14 protein-coding genes are annotated in these 21,175 nt (G+C 51.5%); 2 read left to right on the forward strand and 12 right to left on the reverse strand.

What is annotated here, in order from left to right:
* Positions 1 to 21 precede the first annotated feature (21 nt).
* The 12 genes from AC07ZE_RS31100 to mobH form a co-directional block, all read right to left on the reverse strand.
* Positions 22 to 6,798: an Ig-like domain-containing protein gene (locus tag AC07ZE_RS31100; RefSeq protein ID WP_057978600.1), complete on the reverse strand. Its 6,777-nt coding sequence runs from the start codon at positions 6,796 to 6,798 to the stop codon at positions 22 to 24.
* Between the two features lie 78 nt (positions 6,799 to 6,876).
* Positions 6,877 to 7,248, reverse strand: a complete 372-nt coding sequence (traA, locus tag AC07ZE_RS31105) for a TraA family conjugative transfer protein (protein WP_010466571.1) — start codon at positions 7,246 to 7,248, stop codon at positions 6,877 to 6,879.
* A 36-nt stretch (positions 7,249 to 7,284) separates the two neighbouring features.
* Complete coding sequence (gene traV, locus AC07ZE_RS31110) at positions 7,285 to 7,812, reverse strand: type IV conjugative transfer system lipoprotein TraV (protein WP_082631630.1); 528 nt, start codon at positions 7,810 to 7,812, stop codon at positions 7,285 to 7,287.
* Positions 7,813 to 7,878: 66 nt separating this feature from the next.
* Positions 7,879 to 9,228, reverse strand: coding sequence for a TraB/VirB10 family protein (locus AC07ZE_RS31115; protein WP_010466566.1), 1,350 nt, complete (start codon positions 9,226 to 9,228; stop codon positions 7,879 to 7,881).
* 9 nt (positions 9,229 to 9,237) lie between these two features.
* Entirely contained in the window at positions 9,238 to 10,413 is a 1,176-nt protein-coding gene (locus AC07ZE_RS31120; protein WP_082631629.1) for a TraK domain-containing protein, read from the reverse strand.
* Positions 10,403 to 11,041 carry a TraE/TraK family type IV conjugative transfer system protein gene (locus AC07ZE_RS31125; RefSeq protein WP_010466562.1) on the reverse strand — a complete coding sequence of 213 codons (639 nt, stop codon included), beginning with the start codon at positions 11,039 to 11,041 and terminating at the stop codon, positions 10,403 to 10,405. Before AC07ZE_RS31125 ends, AC07ZE_RS31120 begins: the two co-directional genes overlap by 11 nt.
* Before the next feature lie 7 nt (positions 11,042 to 11,048).
* Positions 11,049 to 11,330 (reverse strand): type IV conjugative transfer system protein TraL, encoded by a 282-nt coding sequence (traL, locus tag AC07ZE_RS31130; RefSeq protein WP_010466560.1) that lies wholly within the window; start codon positions 11,328 to 11,330, stop codon positions 11,049 to 11,051.
* The gene (locus AC07ZE_RS31135) at positions 11,330 to 12,142 is read right to left on the reverse strand and encodes a DsbA family protein (RefSeq protein WP_057978596.1); all 813 of its coding nucleotides are present in this window, start codon (positions 12,140 to 12,142) and stop codon (positions 11,330 to 11,332) included. The genes traL and AC07ZE_RS31135 overlap by 1 nt, the downstream gene beginning before the upstream one ends.
* Before the next feature lie 122 nt (positions 12,143 to 12,264).
* Positions 12,265 to 12,918 (reverse strand): IncC plasmid conjugative DNA transfer DtrJ family protein, encoded by a 654-nt coding sequence (locus AC07ZE_RS31140; RefSeq protein ID WP_057978594.1) that lies wholly within the window; start codon positions 12,916 to 12,918, stop codon positions 12,265 to 12,267.
* A gap of 2 nt (positions 12,919 to 12,920) precedes the next feature.
* On the reverse strand, positions 12,921 to 13,334 hold the full coding sequence (locus tag AC07ZE_RS31145; RefSeq protein WP_125919915.1) for a hypothetical protein: 414 nt from the start codon (positions 13,332 to 13,334) through the stop codon (positions 12,921 to 12,923).
* Between the two features lie 23 nt (positions 13,335 to 13,357).
* Entirely contained in the window at positions 13,358 to 15,229 is a 1,872-nt protein-coding gene (gene traD, locus AC07ZE_RS31150; RefSeq protein ID WP_057978592.1) for a conjugative transfer system coupling protein TraD, read from the reverse strand.
* Positions 15,230 to 15,234: 5 nt separating this feature from the next.
* Positions 15,235 to 18,825, reverse strand: coding sequence for a MobH family relaxase (gene mobH, locus AC07ZE_RS31155; RefSeq protein WP_057978589.1), 3,591 nt, complete (start codon positions 18,823 to 18,825; stop codon positions 15,235 to 15,237).
* A 138-nt stretch (positions 18,826 to 18,963) separates the two neighbouring features.
* Here mobH and AC07ZE_RS31160 point away from each other — a divergent pair, with 138 nt between their 5' ends.
* A complete protein-coding gene (locus AC07ZE_RS31160; RefSeq protein ID WP_125919914.1) occupies positions 18,964 to 19,503 on the forward strand; it encodes a hypothetical protein in 540 nt (179 codons plus the stop codon).
* 180 nt (positions 19,504 to 19,683) lie between these two features.
* A partial coding sequence (gene istA, locus AC07ZE_RS31165; RefSeq protein WP_207267919.1) for an IS21 family transposase occupies positions 19,684 to 21,175 on the forward strand: 1,492 nt, incomplete at its 3' end.

Below are 21,175 nucleotides of genomic sequence, written 5' to 3' on the forward strand. Positions count from 1 at the left end.
GCCTTTCGGCGCCCTGTGGTGTTACCAAACGACTGGCGCCGAGTCCTCAGCGGAGTCATCCGTCGCGTAGAGCAGGATCTTCGGAGCTTCAGGGTACGTTCTTTTTGAAATTGTGATCATCGACCCTCCCAACCCCTGCAGCTTGTCATTTACGTACCAGTTGTGACGGGCGATTCGGCCGTCAGGATCGACGCATTTCGCGGTGGCAGTCCACGCTGAACCACTCTCCTTGACCTGCAAATCGCAGGTAGGTTTTTGGTTCTGCTTCACATCGATAGACACCTCGCCAGTTCCTCCCTTGTTCATCTGCGACTGAACAGCCATGGCAATCTGATACTGACCTTCTGCAGGAAGGGTTGCGCGCGCATATCGAGAACCGCCGGTATCGATTTCTGTTCCGTTGAGGGTGTACGCCATGCTCGTAATCCGGTCTTTTGGATGTCCTCCAGTGATCTCCGGCCGGACCATGATGCCTAGTGGAGCACGTGCTGCGTTGTTATCTCCTGTCCACTTAAGCGTAATCGACCATGGTGGTGGCTCCTTGAAGGTCATGTTTTTTTCAACAAGGGTGTAATTACCACGTGCATCGTAAACATGCACTTTGAATGGAAACTCGCCTGGCTCATCAATGGTCAGTATCCGCAGTGCCATGTTGTCGTCTTTCACAACTGAATAACCGGGCATAGCAGGCATTTCCCAGTCGTAATAGACCCCCTCAACAGCTTTGAACTCACCGATGTTCCTTACTCGTAAACTCAGGTCGGCCGGCGCGTACTCTGCTGAGAACGTCGGTGAAATCGCCCAGGCCGGCCAATCGTAAATCCAGAAGGTGATTCGCTGCTGTGTTATGCCCTCCCCTCCACGATCACGGTACCCGTTGATCCATGCGCGATAGCTCAAATATGTACGTTGATCAGTGACATCTGAATCCACGGGCGTGTACTTAGCCTCTTGGCCAGGGACGATTGTCTTACCGTCCGGCATGATGAATTCACCATCCATGGTTAAATCCATGTTCGGGTACGGCATAAGCAGGTTTGCTACCCAAGTTGACTCTTTCCCTACCTCTGGACGACGTGGCCCGATCAGCTGCACTCTGGGTGGGCGCACCTTTCTGAATGCAACGCCTGAACGAATCGTCTTCCATACCCGAGGATCATCAGTCGGCGAGTCCTTGTACCTCATTCTCATGTAGACGTAGACACGTTCCTCGGTACTACGAGTAAACACAACGCTATCGCTCCCCGGCGTCCACGTGACACCACGGTCATAACTCCACTCGACATCGATATTAGAAAGATCAATTGGTTGTGCATTCACCTGCAGCACTCTGAAGCGAGCGTTTGCATCAAGAAACGTGTTACCTGCGCCTTTGAGTATGCCCTTGGGAATGTTGTAGGCAGCAATCTCGATTTCGTCAGTCATCGATTTTGCGCCAGAGTGTTTGTTCGTGAGCTCCGCGCGAATCTTGTATTTACCTTTGGCAAGAGTCAGAGCAATACGTTGTGGTGTGCGACTTTTATTTGGAATTTCAGTCCATGCACCACCTTCAGTGGATTGCTCCCAACGGACATTACCGAGGTCTTTGGTCCAAGCCCGATTGGTGACATCAGCGAACAGCGTTACCCTGAGTGGCGCTTCGCCTGTCAACCGCAGCGCTCGGATCGATCCATCTAGCGCTGCGCCGTTCAAAATTGCTAGTGACAGCGGCTGTGGCGATGTTCTGGTAACGGTGTACTCGGGAACGGGAGAGATGATCCGCGCCTCTGCGAAGACGCGAAGATTTTTACCAGCAAGTGCAGCGACGTCCAAAGCGAATGACGCATGACCGGCACCATCAGCTCTTACCCATGGAGCTACTTCCGTCACCGTATTCCAAGTCGGCTTCTGAATCAGACGAATCTCCCACGCCCCCATCGTTGACTCGTTGTAGGTCTTGGTTGAGTCGTATGCATCCCCAATCGCAACGTTGACCTCCAAGGCCTCAGTGGAAAGAATCTTCCCATTTTCGTTATCGATAATAGGAACAATGCTCTCGTCAGGGACCGCCAAAACGTCGACCACAGAGTGAGTGATCAAATCTGGTAGCAGTGTGTAGTTCACATCGACGAAGAGCGATCGCTTTTGCCATAGAGCGGTGTAAGGCGCTGTATAAATGCGGCGGTACACCGTCATGATGTCCCCAAAAGAAGGCGCAATTACCTCACTTTGAACCTTACCTTGATTGACGTTATTTTTGAGTTGCAGACGTGCACTCACGGAAGTCACCACGGCATCGCCGATGTAACCACCGGCCAGCGGTGATACCAATAACGTATCGTTTACCTTCGTCTTTGACGTATAGGTTACTTTCGGGAACGACGGCTCAATAACGTCAAAAGTGAATTTGTCCGTTCCAAGATCAATTTTTTTGCCCGACGGAGTGAAAACAGAAAGCTTCCACTGAATTTTGTTTTCGCCGAGCATCTGTGCGTTGCCAACCAGGTATGGCCGTTCCCAGTTGGGTCGAATGGTAAGGCCTGGAGAAATCTCCTCCCACTCGACTAAGCACAGAGGCTTAGTCGAATAAGACGAAGCAGCAGTCATTGCGCGGCGCTCGATTATCGTCAAATCACAAGCAGTTCCTGACTGCTGAACGAACTCAATATCCAGATCTTCGACTTTAAAATACGCTTTATCGAACGGGTATTTTGGCCCTATTTTCACTGTGGCTACTGGAGAGACAAAGGTCACCGTCTTTGAGTAGGTACCAAGGAGATACTTCTGGCCATCAGGTCCAACAATGTAGGAGGAGGCCTCGATTGGGTATGAGCCGACATCCGCGGCGGTGCCCTGCAAAGCCAACGTTGAATCGCTGGACAGGTCCTTGTACTCCGGCAATGGCTTTGTGAACTCAAGTAGACAAACAGGATTGTCGTAGGGGTTGGAGTTCTGGGCCGATAGCGTTCGGACCGTGTTCAGACAGACATTATTTCCCGGCTCGAATTGCGCTCGTACGGACTGCAGACCCAAAGGCACGCTATCCGCTGAAGTCTTTATCGCGCCCTGCAGAGACCATACCTCATATGGAATTGCAAAGGCTGAACCAGTCAGGTCGCCCCTAAACAGCAGCAGCCTCCCTTTGCCAGCCTCACCTGCAGTCAGGGCTGCGACAGCGGCACCCAAGCTATCAACGGTCACTCGATCAATAGGTAACCGAACTGCTTGACCTGGATCTAGTGGTTTGCGACCTACCTTCAGACCAAGGCCTGATGTTTTCTCTACAAACGCAATAACGTCTGTCCCAAGAGCCTGTATAGCCACAGGCTCTGTCACCATCAACCCTGGGCGACCGTCTGTTCTGTTGAACTCCTTAGTGATGGCAGGAGTGGACAAGCTATCCTTATCAATCTGTTCGATTGGCATCTGATCCACTACATCAGCGATGCTTTTGGGCATGAGCGCCACAGTAACGTTCACCGACTCCCCATCCTGATCCGTGACCTTGATGACGACTGAGGTCTGAGTACGACCGTCAGTCTTGAAGTTCATTTCGTCATTACCGTTGAACCATACATATCCATGCTCAGGCTGCGAAACGACCTCGAAGGTATGGGAACCCCAATCGTTGGCGTCAACAGCACTCAGCCGCTCCTTACCTCCTACCCCTTCGTAGAAATATACGGTCGTTGGCTTAAGCCCTGTAGGAGGCGTGTTCTTCCTTAGCACTGCCACCCGAGCTAGAGACTCAATATATTCGCCACCTGCGTCGACCACTCGGAACGCAAACGAATCATTGCCCACGTAGCTAGGGTTCGGCGTGTAGATGTAGCCATTTTGGCTGGCGAGTACGCTACCGTGCGAAGGTTGGCTTACAACTTCGTAGCTGAAGGAGTCCCAGACGTTCGGATCAACAACATCGGGCTTAAAAGCTGCCGATTTGGTGTTTTCAAAGGTGGTGATACTCAGCGCTGCACTCACTGGTTGCAGGTTGTTTTTGAGTACGTGAACGGCAACCGCACCGGAGACCTTCAAGCCGCCTAGATCAGTTGCCTCAACGATGAATGAATCATCTCCAATAAAATCTTTGGCTGGCGTAAAAATAAGCATATTGCCGGTCACAGCCACTGATCCGCTTGCAGGTTGGGTAACCACTTTCAAAAGGTGCTGGCCTTGGTCGTACAGATTCTTGTCTGTAATAACCGGGTAATACGGTGCTGCTGGTGTATTTTCGAGGCTTGTGATTGTTCCAACCAGACCCTCTGGCGCCAGGTTGTTCGGCACCACGGTCACAGTAGCCAACCCTATTACTGTTGATCCAGCTGCGTCTGTAGCTCTGATGAGGAAACTATCAGTCCCTGTCCAACCTTCACGAGGGCTGTAGCTGACTTTGCCTCCCGCAGCTACAGCAGCGCCTCCGACAGGTGTGCCGAGGACCTTAAAGGTAAATGTATCCGTGGGATTTGAATCAACCACCGTTGGAGCGCCGGACACAGGCGTCATCTCCGTGGTCTGCATATCAAGCGCGACCATTGTCGGCGGAAGGTTTTTAGCGATAACCGTGACGTTTGCCGTACCGATCACCTCAGCGCCAGCTAAATCACGAGCAATAAATTTGAACGACGTTTTACCTTGGAAACCGAACGGTGCGTTGTAAATGATCTTATTGCTAACGACCTCTGCGACACCTGTCATTGCTTGGATAGGCACAGTGAAAGTGTGCTGACCAGCGTCATACAAGTTTTTGTCCGTGACTGTCGGCGTTACAGCAGCTGATGCTTCACCTTCGTATGCGGTGAGATCAGCAGTCGCTGATGTTGGGGCATAGTTGGTTTTATCGACAATGACTACGCCGTCTTTAACCGCTGATTCCAAGCCGGCTGTATCCCGAACCTTGTATTTGAATGATCCAGGTCCGAAGTAACCTTCAACGGGGACAAAGGATACATTCATTCCGACCGCTGTGATTACCCCGACATTTGCCGGCGGTTGTTGCACGATGACAATAGCGTGGCTATCAGGCACGTCGGGATCGTAAGCAACAATCTGATCCGCCTGAACGTTAAACGTAATGGTCTGGCTCGCAGATACTGCGCCGGCGGTATCTGTTGCGTTCACCTTGGATGTCGCCGTTCCTACAAACCCAGTAGCAGGGGAAAAGGTAAGCACATTTTTTACAAGCGTCAGTGAACCAGCAGCGGGGGCTACCGATTGCGCGATAGCAAATGTTAGTGGCGAGTCATGGTTCGCATCTGTCGCAGTCAGCTCCACAGAAACAGGCGTCTCGATCGATGTCAAAGCATCAATGGCGTCTACAACAGGGGCTGCATTCACAGGTTGAACTTTGACTGTGATGAACCCCGTATCAGAGCTAAGGCCGAAAGAATCTTTGGCCGTGTACGCAATCACACGACTCCCCACGAATGATGGGGACAGGGTCACTGAAAGCTTTGAGCCGTTGAAAGAAAACGAACCAAAGGTCGCGTCATGGGGTGTTGTGCTGGATAAAGAAAAGGTGTCGACCTTGTCGGGATCTGTCACTGCAAGTATTACCGACGTCGATGCGCCCTGATTCATTGTCACCGTCGTGCTTTGTACGACAGGCTTGTCTGGAACCGGGTTGACGTTGATTGTCACTACCGCAGGCTTTGATGACGCGTTATTTGCGTCAATTGCCGTAACCAAGCATGTGGTTTGGCCGTTCCAGTCTTTCGCGGGCGTGAAAACGACGTAATTACCATCAATACCGCAACCACCAATTGATTTTGAGGGCTGGCCACCTACTGTGAACCGATACGGCGCTTGACCATCCTGGTCGGTAAAAATAATCGGCGCCCTGCCGGCGACGTCCTCGTCAGTGTTGATAGAAATTGCATCTACAACCGGAGCGTCGTTGACCGGCTGAATGACAACAGGAATGTCCGTGACGGGACTTTTTTCACCTGCGGCATCCATTGCAGTGATCTTGATTACGTCCTCACCATTCCAGTTGAGTTCAGGCGTGATTTTCAGGGAATGGCGGTCATCCGACACCGAAGCTACGACGTGCGACCCTTGAGCTTCGACAACAAGCTGATAGATGTCGACGCCATCAATATCCTTCACCACCGGCGTGAAGGTAAAAGGGATGTCTTCCGAACCGATTGCAGGATGAGGTATTACAATCGGCGGATCATTCATGAGGCTGGTGACGATGCGCACATTCGCCACATTGGAGTACACCCCGTGCTGATCCTTGCCTCGGTATGAAAATCCTGTGATACCGCTCCAACCTGGTAGGGGTATGAACGTTACTGTGGTGCCCTTAAGAAGGATTTGCCCTACATCCGAATCAGGCAAATTTTCAAGCTCAAATGAATCCGCTGTTACCCCAACGCCCTTCAATACGAGTGGAATTACGAGAGTTTTATCTTCATCATTCAGCACCTCCATGTCTTCAGCTACAGGCTGCGTTTGCTTGGGTTGAACGATAGTCTCTGCTAACACCCCTCCTACGCCAATAACCAGCGGGCCCGTGAATCCAGCCGGCAATGCTGCAGATCCGGAACAGGAAAACTCTTCCTTTGTACGAACACCCTCACACTTACCGAGCTGCGAACCTTTCGGCCCACCAACTGCGATCGGAAGACTAAAAGAGCCCGTCGAAGTGCAGTCGCTGCGCTTCAGTGAGTACGAGACAGTAACGGAACCGCCTTCGAAGGAAGCTATTGGGTTGATGACCAGCGACTCGCCGCTTTCAATACATTGAGAAGCAGCATTACCGGTCAGCGACCACGATAAGGCCAATGCTGAAAGCGCGAGAATTGCCTTTTTTTTCATCCCGTTCACATTCGAACTCCGATCCCGTTAAGAAAGCCCAAAAGCCGGCAAGGCCGGCTTTGGTTATTGCGTTTGAAACTAGATCTGGTGAGCCAGAGGTACGGCCGCGGTTACCAGCGAGTGAGTAGCTGGCAGAGTTGCAGTCATGATCGATTCGATGATGGTCGGAGTGTTGTAGAGACCGACGCCGCCACCGACACCCGTCGCGAAGCTCATGATCGACTGACGAACGATGCCGGAAACGATGCCTACGAGGACCATAGAGCCAGCTACAACTCGGCCCAACGTACCTTGCATCCAGTCGGTCAGCGTTACCCAGATGGAGTCGAAGCTGTCACCGCCGGTACCGGCCATAGCCTGGGTGGCCATGACAGTAACCATCAGTGCAACACCGAATTTCATAACGTCTTTTGCGCGACGTTTTTGGTTGTTGTTCATGCTCAGTTGCATGGGATGTCTCCTGCTTATTGCTTTTTGGGGGGGGTGTTAGTTTTGCGCCGTTGGCGGCACTGTTTTTCGCGACTCAAGTGGACGAATCGAGGCAGTAGGTTTTGGCGCCGGAGTACCGATCTCCCAGCGACGCGGCTCAATTTCTGTGTACATGTAACCTGGTACGTTCAGATCGCCCTTGTCGGACTCCCATGGGGCAACCCAAATACGCATCACTGTTGCCTGTGAACGAATAGGAATCGGATCACGGGCTGGTTTTGGAACGACGTAGCGCTCCCCAGCGGCAATATGCGGGCTCACCGCCGGCATAACCTCCTCGATCGTCTTACCCTCTTTAATAGCCTCGTCCTTTGCCGCCTGACGCTGCTCTACAACTTGACGAAAGTTCTCGTTTTCCGTCAGTTGGTAAACGTCACGTGCGGACATACAGGTAACGCCATCAGGCATGCCCTTACATGAGTAGTCCGACTGACCAATCTGAAGAAACGAGCAACCGCTCATTGCTGAAACAAAGCCAGCAGCAATAAGAAGGCGTGCGAAAGTGAACCGTGATTTAATTTTCATGGTTGAAGTATCCGTATTTGAATTTGTAGACAGGGGCTAATCTGCCCCTGTCCGGGGTCTGCGAAGTCAGCGCTTTGTTTGAAGCTTCAGCTGCACACCCTTCTTCACGACAAAGTCGATTTCACGAGCGGCGTCTACTTCAATGACTGGGTAGAGGTTCTCAGCCATTTCCAGGTAGAAATCGGCAATGCGCTCCAAGGCCTTGCCTGTACCGCCGATCGCTGCGCCTTGCATGGCTTGCGAGCTGAAGGCCTGTTCGTAAACAGGGCTTACCACTTTGCCAGAGCCGCCACTGCTGCCGGTGCCCGTAACGTTGATGCTTGGTACTTGGCGAACACTGAATGCTTCGCTCACACCTTGCATGAAGCCGGCCATGAGCGACCTGGCCAAGATCGCACCCTGTTTCGAAATCAGTCGACCACGAACGCCAGCTTTACCGTCCTCGCCAGAGGCATATGCATCCATGCCGGTTTCGATCACTGCGCCGTCATCGCGTACACAAGAAATCGTCTCGGCTCGCATGTATGCGCGCTCGGAGGAAAGGTCACCGAAGGCACTCGCAATCAGGAAACATTCACGCACATCCGCCCTGAAGCGGTTAGGCAGAACAGCCTCTTTCTTCACACGAAGCAGTACTGGGAAAGGATCTTTCCGAGCTCCACTACCGGTAGGCGCGTCGATACCAGTGATGATTGCACCTGACAGGATCGAGCCAGCAGGAAGGTAAACCTCCTCTTCCTTGTTCTTGTCTTTGCTTTCCTCAGGCTCAGTTGCGCCGATAGTGCTGATTGTGAGTCGCTCTTCTTTCTTTGGACTCTGCCCTGGCTTTACTGGATCTGCAGCAGGTGCTGGTGCATTGGCAAAAAAGGCACCGATGTTTTTGTTGGGATCAACGGCTGCATTGTTATATCGACGTTGAGCCAGTTGTTCAGCCTTGACTCGTTCTTCCTTCTCTTTAAGTACAGCCTCCTTTTCAGGCGGAGGTGCCTTATCTTGAGTTTCTTTTAGAGCTTGCTGCAGCCTTTCATTGTCAGCCTTAAGTGCTTCAGCTGTCTGAGTAGTCGAACTCAGCTGCGTCGAAACATCGGCAACCTGTTTTGATAGGTCTTTCAAACCATCGCGTAGCTCCTGCTGCTGCGTGGCCCCGTCAAGCAGTGTTTTCACGTTACGCGTCAAATCGTTGAGATTTTTCCCCTGTTGACGCTGTGTGGCATTCAACGCATCCAGACCGACCGCACGTGGATCACTGTCAGTTAACACGTTACCGATGGTTTGCTTACCACCAGACTTACGTTTCTCATTGCCGCCAATGGCACTGAGAGCAGTAACAATCGCCAGCACGACAACGATACACCCGCAAATGACAAGCACTCGCTTAGTGGTGGGGCTCAGGCGAGCCCAGTATGACTTGAGCATGTCCCCTCCTTAATTAAGCAAACTTGGGCGTGCAGACTCATCCGCCGGCGCTTCGCCGACTCTTGTGATGATGTAAACCTCGGTCTTGTCGCCAGGTTCAAGCATGTTTCGCGGCCATGCCGCGGACGCCGCTAGCATTGGATGCGTGCAAGATGTCTCATCAAACATTACTGGTACATTCAATGTATTTCGGACGACACCAACGAGCACTTTGAAGTTGTGCCCCATCATCAGTTGGGAGCGTGAAAAATCGAACTGAATTCCGTCCTGGTAACACGCTGGCAATGTATCGGTATTGGCCAGCTTGCCCATGGAGTAACCTTTTGGAATTCCACCCAATGCCAGCGCTCGCATGATCCCCTTGATGGATTCCATATAGGGCTGGCCCTCCTCCCACTTCTTCGCCTGGCCAGAGTACCGATAACCACCAGCCCCACTTAGGCCGCCAGCCTTGCCACTCGAACCAGCTGCCTGGCCGAGCACAAGATTTGCTTGAATTGGAGGAACCTTCTTGGGAGCCAGCGTCAAGCTAATAGCGACTGACTCATCTTCCTTGGGGGTGATGTACATTGTGATGGGAGTTTCATCGTTCGCCGTGACGTAGATGACGTTTTCCTTGATGGTGTAATCCTTTGGATTGGAGGTCGTTTGAACAATTGGCTTTTCAAACGGCGTCACAATCCGGTTCAAATGATTGATAGCCGCGGGAATGATAGTGTTCACCCCAGGTTGAACTACCACATCAACGAGAGACGCGACCATCTCAGCTGCCGCTTCTGGAGCAGCACTTTTTGCGACTGAAGCGGGTACTGCTTGTAAATCATTGGCCCGACCACCGCCGCTGACTTGCACTAAGTCCTGGGAGCCTTTTTTATCAGCCACGGGCTCCTTCTGCTTTGCACCGCTGGAAGCTTCCGATGTACTCGATGCTGGTGCTTTTGGCTGCGAAGGTTGGGCCCCTTTCTTGTCTTGAGCCTCGCTAATTGCTGCGCGAGCCGCGTTTTCGTCAGCCTCTTCGAGGCCATATTCCGCGGGATTGATTTGCGCGGGCGGCACCGCCTCGACGACTTGCTCCTGGCCTGTCGCCGCAGGCATCTGTGGGATTTTGAGTTCGCGAGCAGAAACCATTTGCGCGGTTGTAACCGCAGCCAACAGGATCGCAAATTTAATGGTTTTAGTTTTCATCGTTATTTCGATCCATACGCTTACGAGCTTCACCAGCCTTCTCCTCACGACGAATTACATCTTCTGTTCGTGGGGCACCCGAATACACGTCAACGAAGTAGAGTACTGGTTTATAGTTTTGAACGCGGAGATCAAGCTCGTAGGTTTTATTGTCCCGGACAGGTTTACCAGTAGGACCACTCATGACGGAACGGCCAACTACGTAGAACTTGTTCACCTTGTTCTTATCCCGAAGTACTTCTTTTGGCTCAAATGCAAGAACAACGCGATCCTGACGAATTTGTTGAACCTGGCTTTCAATTTTGTTGATGACATCCTGGTAGATATCAGCTGAAAGAAGTGGTTCAAGAGAATTTCGAATCATGCTTGCGGACTTAGGCTTTACATTGCCCAATCGATCGGCAATGTAAAGTGCCCAGCCCTCCACATAGGCATCCGAGGCACGACTTTCATCTACCCAGGCACGCTCAGCCAAACCTGGCGGCTGCATATCGATAACCGTGCTTTTATTGAGCCAACCAACAACAGATACAAAGTTAGTTGCTAGCAAAGCTGCAATAATAATTCGATGAAATTTGCTCTCATCGACAAGCTGACGATAAGATTTTCTTAAATTATCAATATTCATAGATGCCTCAGTGAAACTCCCGAATGAACGAGTTCGGTATCGTTCTGGCCTTGGCGCCTGTCATTCCAGTAAACCAGTAAATCATGTGAACCATGAAACCGTCGGGATGATCGTCACGATATTTACGATACCAGCGAGTTAATAAAAAACCGCCGATGGTGCATACAGCTGCGTAGCCGGTGAACATCCCAAAAACGAGACCAATCCCGATTGGCGCAATTTCGTCTGCCTGCCAAAAAAGCAAATGGGGTGGATCATCTACATACTGAGGAATATTAATAGGCTGCATTATTGTGATGCTCCACTGCTTTTTACTAGATTGGCCATAGCCTTCAAAATATCTTCAGGCGTCTTTGCACCGCTAAGAACGACTTGTTTATTGGTCGGGTTGTAGCGAACAACCGTAGTAGGCGTTTCTTTGATCCCAAGATCGATAGCCTCTTTAAAATCTGCTTTGATCTTGTTGTAAAAATGGCCTTCGTCTATGCACTTTGACAAGTCAGAACCTTTAAGCCCGATTTTGTCTGCGACCACGCTTAAAGGCTCGTTAGTTCCAGTGCCATTCGCCTGAGTCGAACTAAATATTGCGCCGGCCATCCGATAGAATGCGTCGTTACCACCCTGCGCTCCTGCACATTCAGCTGCGTAAGCCTCCTTCCTTGAGGCCTCACCATGAATAGGAACATGCTTAAAGATCACTGAGATATTTCCACGAGACCCGTCTGCTAGAGCCTTAGGCACAGGAAAAAACTGACTACAGAAAGGACATTCAAAATCGGAGTATTCGATCAGAGTAAATTGGGCTTTAGGATCACCGTAGCGACGCTCAATATCAGCAGGGTAGCTTTGAGGGGTTGTCTTGCTCGGCTGAGAAGTTTCTTTTCCGGAAATCAACGATTGAAGCCGTGCCTCCTCTAGGACCGCGTCCAAAGCATCACGCTGCAAAGCCCACGGCTTAACCTTTGCGAACGATCGATTGGTTTGCTCAGATAGACGAGCAGCCTCATCAACCTTCTTGTTTAACGCAAAAAATGCACCTGCGCTGGCAACCGTCAAGGTCGCCAGGCAGATGGACAAAACTGTGTTGGAGTTGAGCTTCATAGATACCTCACCGTATGTATAAATAGTGAGGCCTTCATGATCTGCGGGGTGGCTAATCTGACCCGGCAACGGGGTCAAAATACAGTTTTCCCATGGGATCTAGATTCGGTACAAGCGCTGAGCTAGAGGCGTTTCGGCAGGTTACCGATCAGCAAGCTGGAGGCTATGGGCATGAGCACAATAATGACGACCGGGATCACCATCGGCGGTATGGGTAGTGGCGCAATGAAGCTGATCATCAAGGACACGACGATGAATGATATGATTTTCGAGCTATATGTATTCAGGAACGGGGATGAGTGCTGAAACGTATATCGCTTAATGTTCCAAGTCATATACCCACCCAGCACCGATGGCGCCAGTATCACAAGCATGTAAGGTAACCACATTACTAGCAGTAAAAATCTGTAGTAAATATGGTACAACACCTTCGTTAATGCCTCTCCACGATTGGATAGAAATTTAAACCACAGATTGCCAAGATTTTCCCAAGCTTTAGATTTCTCACGCTCTTCAGCTGTAGGTACGAAAAGACTCCCTACCCACTTGTTAAGACCGTTGTCTAGGTGCAAGTGCATGTAAAGCGAATCGGTATCGCGAATAAGCTGCTCATGTTGAGGTTTACCCATGAGCGCCTCACCCCAGTCCTGCTCCTTAAGGATGGCTGTATCGATAAAACTGTTGGGCACAAGTACGACAATCAACAAAATTTCAATGCAGATAAATACAAGAGCAGCCCAAAGAGTTTTGGGCATCTTCTCTTCAACGTCAGCCATTGTCAGATCGCCTTGATGTCGCGCCAGACCTGGCCAATAGAAGAATCTTCTGGAAGCAGGAGACTCTCGATTCGATTACGAGCTACTACATTCGCATCGTTTTTTACCAGCCCATCCAAAAGTGCTTTTAATTCCAGGACAGCCTGCGTTGGCGCAGGGTCAAGAAGCAATAGCTCCGTGATACCTGACAGAAATGGCTCCAAAAACGCTTCGAGTCGATCGCGATCGCGACCACCCAAAGACTGCTGGTATGAAGCCAAAGATACTTTCAGCAACGAAACGCACTCTGGACTAGTAGATTCCCTACTCACCATTTTCATTGCTTCTGGAATAACCTGTACGGCGGTAGGCCAATCTGCATCAAGAATATTGAGCACCATGCGTGCTTTGTCATCTTTATCAAGTAGTCGTGTCACGCTATCATTTCGTAGTCGCACGATTAAGCTGCCTCTCTTACAAGCAGCCGAGCTTTTTCGACTGCTTTATCAAAAACTTTTGGTCGAGTTAGAACAGGAATTCTGCCCTTCTCAATTTGTCCGCCCGCCAAAATGGCAACAAATTCGAGGTTTGGTAATTGCCCAAATAGCTGGGCTGGAAACAACTCTCCCTCCTCATCCATTAACCGTTCGCCCACATTCAAAGAGTGCATATGAGGGTCATCTTTGGTTGAGTTGCCTTGTGTGCGCATAACGTACTTGTAGTACGTTTTAGGAATCTTATCTGCAATGTACTGCTGAGTATCCTGATCAGTGATACGAAGTGCGATTGTATGGTTAGTGTTACCGAGCACTTGTCTTGCTTTAGCTGGCGACCCCATTCGAGCTTCAAAGTCCGCAATCGTCTGAGTCGCAACATAAAGGCGCATCCCTGCCCCACGCCCTTTGTTGAGAAGTTGTACTAATTGATCATTTACTGTTTCTGCAGCCTCATCAACAAAGATGTTAACAGGGCGTCGTTTTAATTCTTCTGCATCACCGAAGTTATACCGCTGACCTGCCACCGCAGCCAGGTCAGCCAGGAAGATAGAGCCAATTGCTGAGCCGACCATGGAGTCGGACAGAGAGTCGAGCCCCATGTATAGGACTTCTGCGCCCTGGATAACTTTACTGGAGTCAGTAATTTCACGTTCGTCCTCTGGATCATCCATGTTAGGGGAAAGAATCGGCCCCATATGCCCAGAAGTAAGCATGTTCAGCACCGGCAGCAGGGACGCAATCATTTTGCCGAAGTGAGCCTTGTCGTGCTCAAACATTGAAAGCAAACCTTCAAGGTCCGAACTTGGTTGCAGCGGAACAATCTCCTCACGATAGAGTTTGAGAAGATTCTTGGCCTTCATCTCATCATTTTTCGCCGATGCCAAAGCACCACGCTGAAGAGCTTCATATAGTGGATGAACCTTTGAGCCGTATGCATTGATAGCTCGAATAACCAACGGTGCCAGGCCGCCTTCAAGGCAGCGGCGAAGCTCCACCAAGGTTGGCAATACTCCGCAAAGCAACAGGGCTTGGATAACGTTGTTAAGCGCCATCTGGGCAAATGCTTGGAACGGGTCACCGCCTTCAGATTTCATCAGTGCAGCGATGCGTGAGGCAACTTCCGTCGCCCGACCAAAGTTCTTGGTTGGGGAGATACGAACGCTCAATTCTGGGAACGCTGGGTGGAAGTACTTAAACCGCTCAGGGCGCCCTGCCAACTCGCAAGCGCGTTTGGCGTTCTCGGCCATCTCCTTATCGCCCTTCGGATCTAATATAATTACAGCTTCATTTCTAAGAACGGCCTGACTTATAAGTAAATCGAATAACCGGGTTTTTCCGGAACCTGTTGTACCCACAATTAAGGTATGGAGCGACGACAGGTCTTCCTGGAAACCAATAGGGCGATCAGGCTGTAGGGAAATCCCATGAATCCAAGGCGAGCCCATGTATCCATCAGGAATCTTGGGCATGATCTTGGTAATGTCCCGCTTAAGCAGTTCGAATACCTGCTGACCTTCCCTTTGAGTCCACTTAAACCCGGTGCCCAAGAACAATTTCCCGCGGTTCTCAAGCATCTGCTCAATGAGTTCATCCTGCCCCATCAAGACAACATCTTTTGCTCGTAGACCCTGACGGACTCGATAAAGATGGACAGCCGCTGGCACACGCCTTAGGGCGAATCCCCCCATCACAATCATGGAGAGATAAAACGGCTGAGATGGCAAGACGGTGTAAAAGTGGACTGCGCTTGTTGCCGCCATCCCAAGAACCCAGCCTCCTACCTCGAAAGCCTCAAAATTTGGCCTCCAAGGCATCTCATATGCCCACTCACTCATCTCTATCAATCCATCAATTCAATGACATGATTGTTCCTGACCATGAGGTATTGATGGGTCGCTATTAGCGCCCTCTTGAGGGTCGATTCATCTACCTGCAGGGCATTCGAGATTTCGCTCAACTTTCGAGGCTGGATACTTACGACTCGACGCCCGTTCATCTCGTGCTCTTTGCACAATGAGATTGCTGATTCAGCGACGTTGGCCAAGTATCTCGCCTCCTCACGATTACGAGCTGACGCCATGGAGTGTCTGTACTTGCCTTTTGTGAGGTACTCGAAGATCTCACCGAGGTAACTCGTGAGAAGTACCCCCTTAGGGTTCTTCCTATTCATCGTTCCGGTGAAGTCGTCCCACAGCCATCCGGCACGCTCCAGCTTAGGAATGTCATCAATGACAAAACCCTGACCTTCGAATGTGAAAAACGGTTTAAAGCTATTCATTGACACTGTCTTATCGAGGTTTTCCGCATACCACTTCAATGACCTAGCCAATTCCGGAGTGACTTCAAGGTATGCGTCAAATTCCTCTGCCAAAACTTGCGCACACGAATAATCCCCTCCGGTAGACGACAGTGGCTGTACTTCAACTGTAGCTGGGGGGTTAACAGGAGTGGCTGACAGCGGCTCGCGCGGTTTACGTGGCTGGCCTATACGGATCCCTGAAGAAACCTCAGAACCGCTTTGTACCTTAATCCCACCAGGGCCTGCCGTTGATCTACCACTGTTTTTCTGAGAACCATTGCTGCGTTTCCCCGTTTCTTTTTTTGGCAGATTTTCTGGCGCAGGCTGAACACGGTTCAGAAGCTTCAACTCTTGACCATTGCTTGGTTGAAACGATGTGACAGAAGTGCTGCCTTGCTCAGGTAGAGTCATTCCCTCCTGAAACAGTGGCTCATCGAAGACTGGCCAGTCGGCGTCACGATCTAAATCGGGACCGTCCCAAAGTCCCTCTGGTGGGGGTTCTAGAAGGACGCCGGCGCTTAAGTTGGGAAGATCGTACTCTTCTGTTAAAACACTAAAAGATTCTTCTTGGGGTGATAACTCGACGGTAGATGGATCATATTCATGGTTTGTGAGATCTGTAGGAGGAAGGTCAAAGCCTTCAGGCGAATCATGCAACGTTATGCCTACAGGATCTGTAAACCGCTCTACTCCCTTTGGCAGGTTCACTGTTAACGGTGAATCGGCGGGGATTTCTCCGATGAACTGAAGCGAAAGGTCCACGTTGAAGTTGTTGAAACCAAATTCATCGGAAAGAGCCAATTCAGGTGGAATCACCAGTTTTGAACTATCTGCATCCAGCTTCGTTTCTGTCCGCGGCAATTTGAACTCAACGGAAGCCACGCTAGGTTGTTGGGGCTCCTCGAAAACATCCTTATCGAGGTCTGGCTCAGAAGCCATGACGTGTTCTACATGCTTAATATCCGGACGCAAGGATCTATCAGGCAGAACCATGCCGGCCAGCTCAAGGACTTCGTCATCAATATCACCAAAGTCGTAAGTATATGCCCTGGCAGCATCGTCATTTGCCTCAGAGTCCTCACATTGCGATAGCAATTGATCAGTTGCTGGCGGATGGAAACCGATGCTGCCCTTATCGATCTGGTCGACAGGCTCATTGAAAGTTGGGTTAACGCCAGATGCAATATCACCCGATTCTAGCTTTTCACCGGGGACGGGTTGATCCTGTTCGAACCTAGTCTTTTTCTTGTGTTTCTTCGTCTGAGTTTGTCCCGTAGGCGCAATAAGTGGAGCTCCCCCCCCTCCGACACGAATACCCGATTCCGCGCCAGGAATCGCACCAGCTACAACGATCGAACCGTCCGGCTTCACGCCTGTGTTATCGGCGCCTTTTACCCTTATGGTCGTATCCGTTGCATCTTCGATAGCTACCAGGTGAACTGCGCCTGTTCGCGGCGTTTTTTGGCCTGATTGCGTTGGTCCTTTTGGGGACGCCTGCTTTATTGGAGCTGGTACCTCAGGTCTCGTACTCGGGGCCTGAACATGAGGCGGAGACTGTTGGAAGGACTGAGCAGCAGTTGGTTTCGGCGTCACGGCGCCGAACGGATCCTGCATACCGGCCGGGACAGAGAAATCAGGAGCTTTGAATTGCTGATGGACAATCTCCGCAGCTTGGGTCGCCGAGATGGCCTCCTCACTCGGCATTGTGAACATCGCGGTCATTGCACCATCAGCTGATAGCCCAGCAAGGTCAGAGGTGGACCCGTCAATTGCTGACACAGTCAATGGGAGACTTCCGACAGGATCCCCAGTAGCAGACGAACCAACGCTGAATTTCATTTCATGCTCATCATCTCCCACCGTACCTACTGCAGACGCAGGAAGCGGCTCGAAAGGAAATAGCAGCGTCGACGACGAAAGTTTTACGCATTTGAGCTTGATTGGCTTCGAGCGTCCGGCATTTAGAATGTCAGGCGCTACAGACCAATAAATCGAGCCTTCTGGCGAGCGTTCGATGATGTTGTGGTCGAGCAGCATCTCACCCAAGGCATCCGGGCTTCTTGGCACCGCCTTAATCCCTTTTTCCACCAATGACTCAGTGATATCGCGGACACCTTGCGCCCAAACGACAAACACGCCGTCGCCGAACACCCATACTCGCTGCCCGCTTTCATTGATCTTCCACGTACCAACACTTTTGAGAAGCCTCATCGCATCCACAACCAGGGATGCAACAGGAACACCAATCCCCATAGCAGACTGCCCAGAAGCATCTCCACCATATTTACGAAGATCCGCCTCCACAGAGCTTGAGTCTGCCTTGATAACAAGACCAGTAAGAAGCCGCTTTTCATCCTCGCACGCAATGGCGCTGATCATTTCAAAGTAGAGATCTTGGCCGGCCTCCATCAGCCATAGACGGAGATCCCTGTGCAGCAATCGCTCAACCATCGTCGTTGAGAGGTGCTTATGGATTTCGTGTCGATTGGGGTTCCAATGAATAAAGTATCGATCAACACCATGCTCTTCAGCCCACTCCGGAATCGTGTTGGCCACAGGGTGCCAGATCTTTTCTGCGGAGCCATCCGTGACACGCAGGTCGTAAAGCGGCTTACCAACATCATGAAGAAGAGCGGCCAGAACAGCGGCAACGTTCCAGCGGTCGCGCCGCTTGATGCGTTCAGCGGGATAGCGATCATGGTCAAAACTTGTCACTTGACATGAGTTGAGAGCATGAACGGCTGCCTCTAGGGAATGTGCAAGCAGACCACCCGGCCCTCTATGATGATGAGCCTGCGATGCAGGCAGCATGTGAACAAAGTCGGCGAAGGCGTCCAAAACAGGAAGGACTAGGCGATTGAATTCAGCAGGCGGCAGACCAATGCCACTGGCGATCTGTCGGACTTTTGAGGCCTGAGCATCCAAAAGTACGCGGCCAGGCACATTCGCCAACCATCCTTTTTGGAAAGGTGGATATCGCAGTGATGCCTCATCACCGGTTTTCAGATACTTCTGAATTTCAGGGGACCTGAGATCGAGTACTTGAATCTGGTTATCTGTGAGGCTGCCTGGCCGTTTTGATGCAGGCGTTTTCGCCTTGCCGAGGCCTAATAGCTTTTTGAGAAATTGCATTCCACTCTCCTGTTGCAATGCATTCTCCCCAGCCCAACCATTCCCTGTTGACCAATCCGAACCCATAAGGGGGACGGACTCGAATCCCTACGCTTAATGGCACCCATATGATCCCCAATACACAAACCGGGGGGCGCCATGCTCAAGACCAAATTCATTATCCTTGCGACAGCGGTTTTTCTATCCGCATGCTCTACGCATGAAAACCCATACGAAACTCAATCAGCAGCAACCACCACCTACGTGCCTGTTCGATTAGCACACGAGTTTTACAGCAGCTGGGGACACGACGGACGCGGTGGAGCGGCCTTAAGGAAGCCTGCCTATCAACACGTAATGGGCAGCGAAGAAATGGTCATGACTACGCACGGCAACTATGCTGATCTTCGCTCGGGGAACGGAGCCCCTCCTGGTGATAGCGTAATTGTGACTGCCCTCAACGGCGGTATGAACTCAGCGATCGATAAAGCCCTTACCGTCGCTCCAGAACGGCCAATAACCACAACCTCGATTCGGCCTCCCTTGCAAGCTACAGAGGCTGAATATCTGATTGCCTATCGTAAGTTCTGCAAGGGAGCTGGTTCGGAGCTGACAGAGCGCGAGTGGGAACTCGTTGCTCGCGGTGGTCCTAAAGGCATACCACCCTCATTACGAGGAAAATGCCTTCAGATGAAATGACCATAGAAAAACCCGCTCAATGAGCGGGTTTTTTTACATGCCAAAGAAGCTGAGAGTTGCCTCACTGTTGCCGCTGACCGAAAACTGACCCAGTAAAGGCTGTTCTGCCGACTGAAAACTGACCCAGGTGTTCAACTGCTTCTGCTCACTTTCCGAGCAGGAGAACACAGGGTGATCAGCATGGAAATGTTGGGAAAAATCCGGCGGATGTACTTCCGCGACAAGCTCTCGCTGCACCAGATAGCCAAGCGTACCGGGCTGTCGAGAAACACCATCCGAAAATGGGTCAGAGCGCCCGAAGCTACTCAGCCGGCGTACCAGCGGTGCGCGACCTTCAACAAACTCAGCCCTTTCCACGACACGCTGGAACAGGCGCTGAAAGCCGATTCGTTCCGGGCAAAGCACAATCGCAGAAGCGCCAAAGCACTTTTCGAGCAGATCAAGGCCGAGGGTTATGACGGCGGCTACAGCCAGCTCACGGCGTTTGTACGCTCGTGGCGAGGTGAACAAGGCAAGTCTTTACGCGCTTTTGTACCGCTGACGTTTGCGCTCGGTGAAGCTTTTCAATTTGACTGGAGCGAAGAAGGGCTGCTGATCGGAGGCCTGTTTCGACGCATCCAGGTCTCCCACATGAAGCTGTGCGCCAGTCGCGCATTCTGGTTGGTTGCGTACCCTAGCCAAGGTCACGAGATGCTATTCGATGCACATACACGCTCGTTCGGAGCGTTAGGTGGCGTGCCGCGTCGCGGCATCTACGACAACATGAAAACGGCTGTCGACAAGGTCAATAAAGGCAAGGGCCGCACGGTCAATGCCCGGTTTTCCGTGATGTGTGCGCACTACCTGTTCGATCCGGATTTCTGCAACGTAGCCTCTGGCTGGGAAAAGGGCATTGTCGAGAAGAACGTTCAAGACAGTCGACGACGCATTTGGCTTGACGCTCAAAACTGCATGTTCCACACCTTCGAGGAACTGAATGCCTGGCTCGGCCAACGCTGTCGTGCGCTCTGGAGCGAGCTGCTGCATCCGCAGTACAACGGACTTACGGTGGCGGAAGTTTTGGAGCTGGAGCGGGTCGAAATGATGCCGATGCCGACGGCCTTTGATGGCTACGTCGAGCGCACCGTACGTGTCTCCAGCACCTGCCTGATCAGCGTGGCGCGAAATCGCTATTCGGTGCCTTGTGAACGAGTCGGCCAGTGGGTCAGCAGCCGTCTTTACCCATCCCGGATCGTGGTCATCGCCGATGACGCAATGATTGCCAGCCACGAGCGCCTCTTTGATCGAGATCAGGTCAGTTTTGACTGGCAGCATTACATCCCACTCATCGAACGCAAGCCGGGTGCACTGCGCAATGGCGCACCGTTTGCCGATCTGCCCAATCCGTTGCGGCTTCTCAAACGGAGCCTGAGACGTCACAGCAACGGTGATCGAATCATGACGCAGGTGCTCGCTGCCGTGCCCATCGCCGGTCTCGACCCGGTGCTGGTAGCGGTAGAACTGGTGCTTGAGTCGGGAAGTCTGAGCGCCGATCACATCCTGAATGTTCTCGCCCGACTCACCGCTACAGCACCACCGCCTTCCGTAGAAACCAGCCTGCAACTCAAGGTGGCTCCCGTTGCCAACACGGCCCGATATGACCAACTCCGTACAACAGATGAGGAGAGCCGCA

It is taken from the genome of Pseudomonas sp. GW101-3H06 (assembly GCF_059424605.1).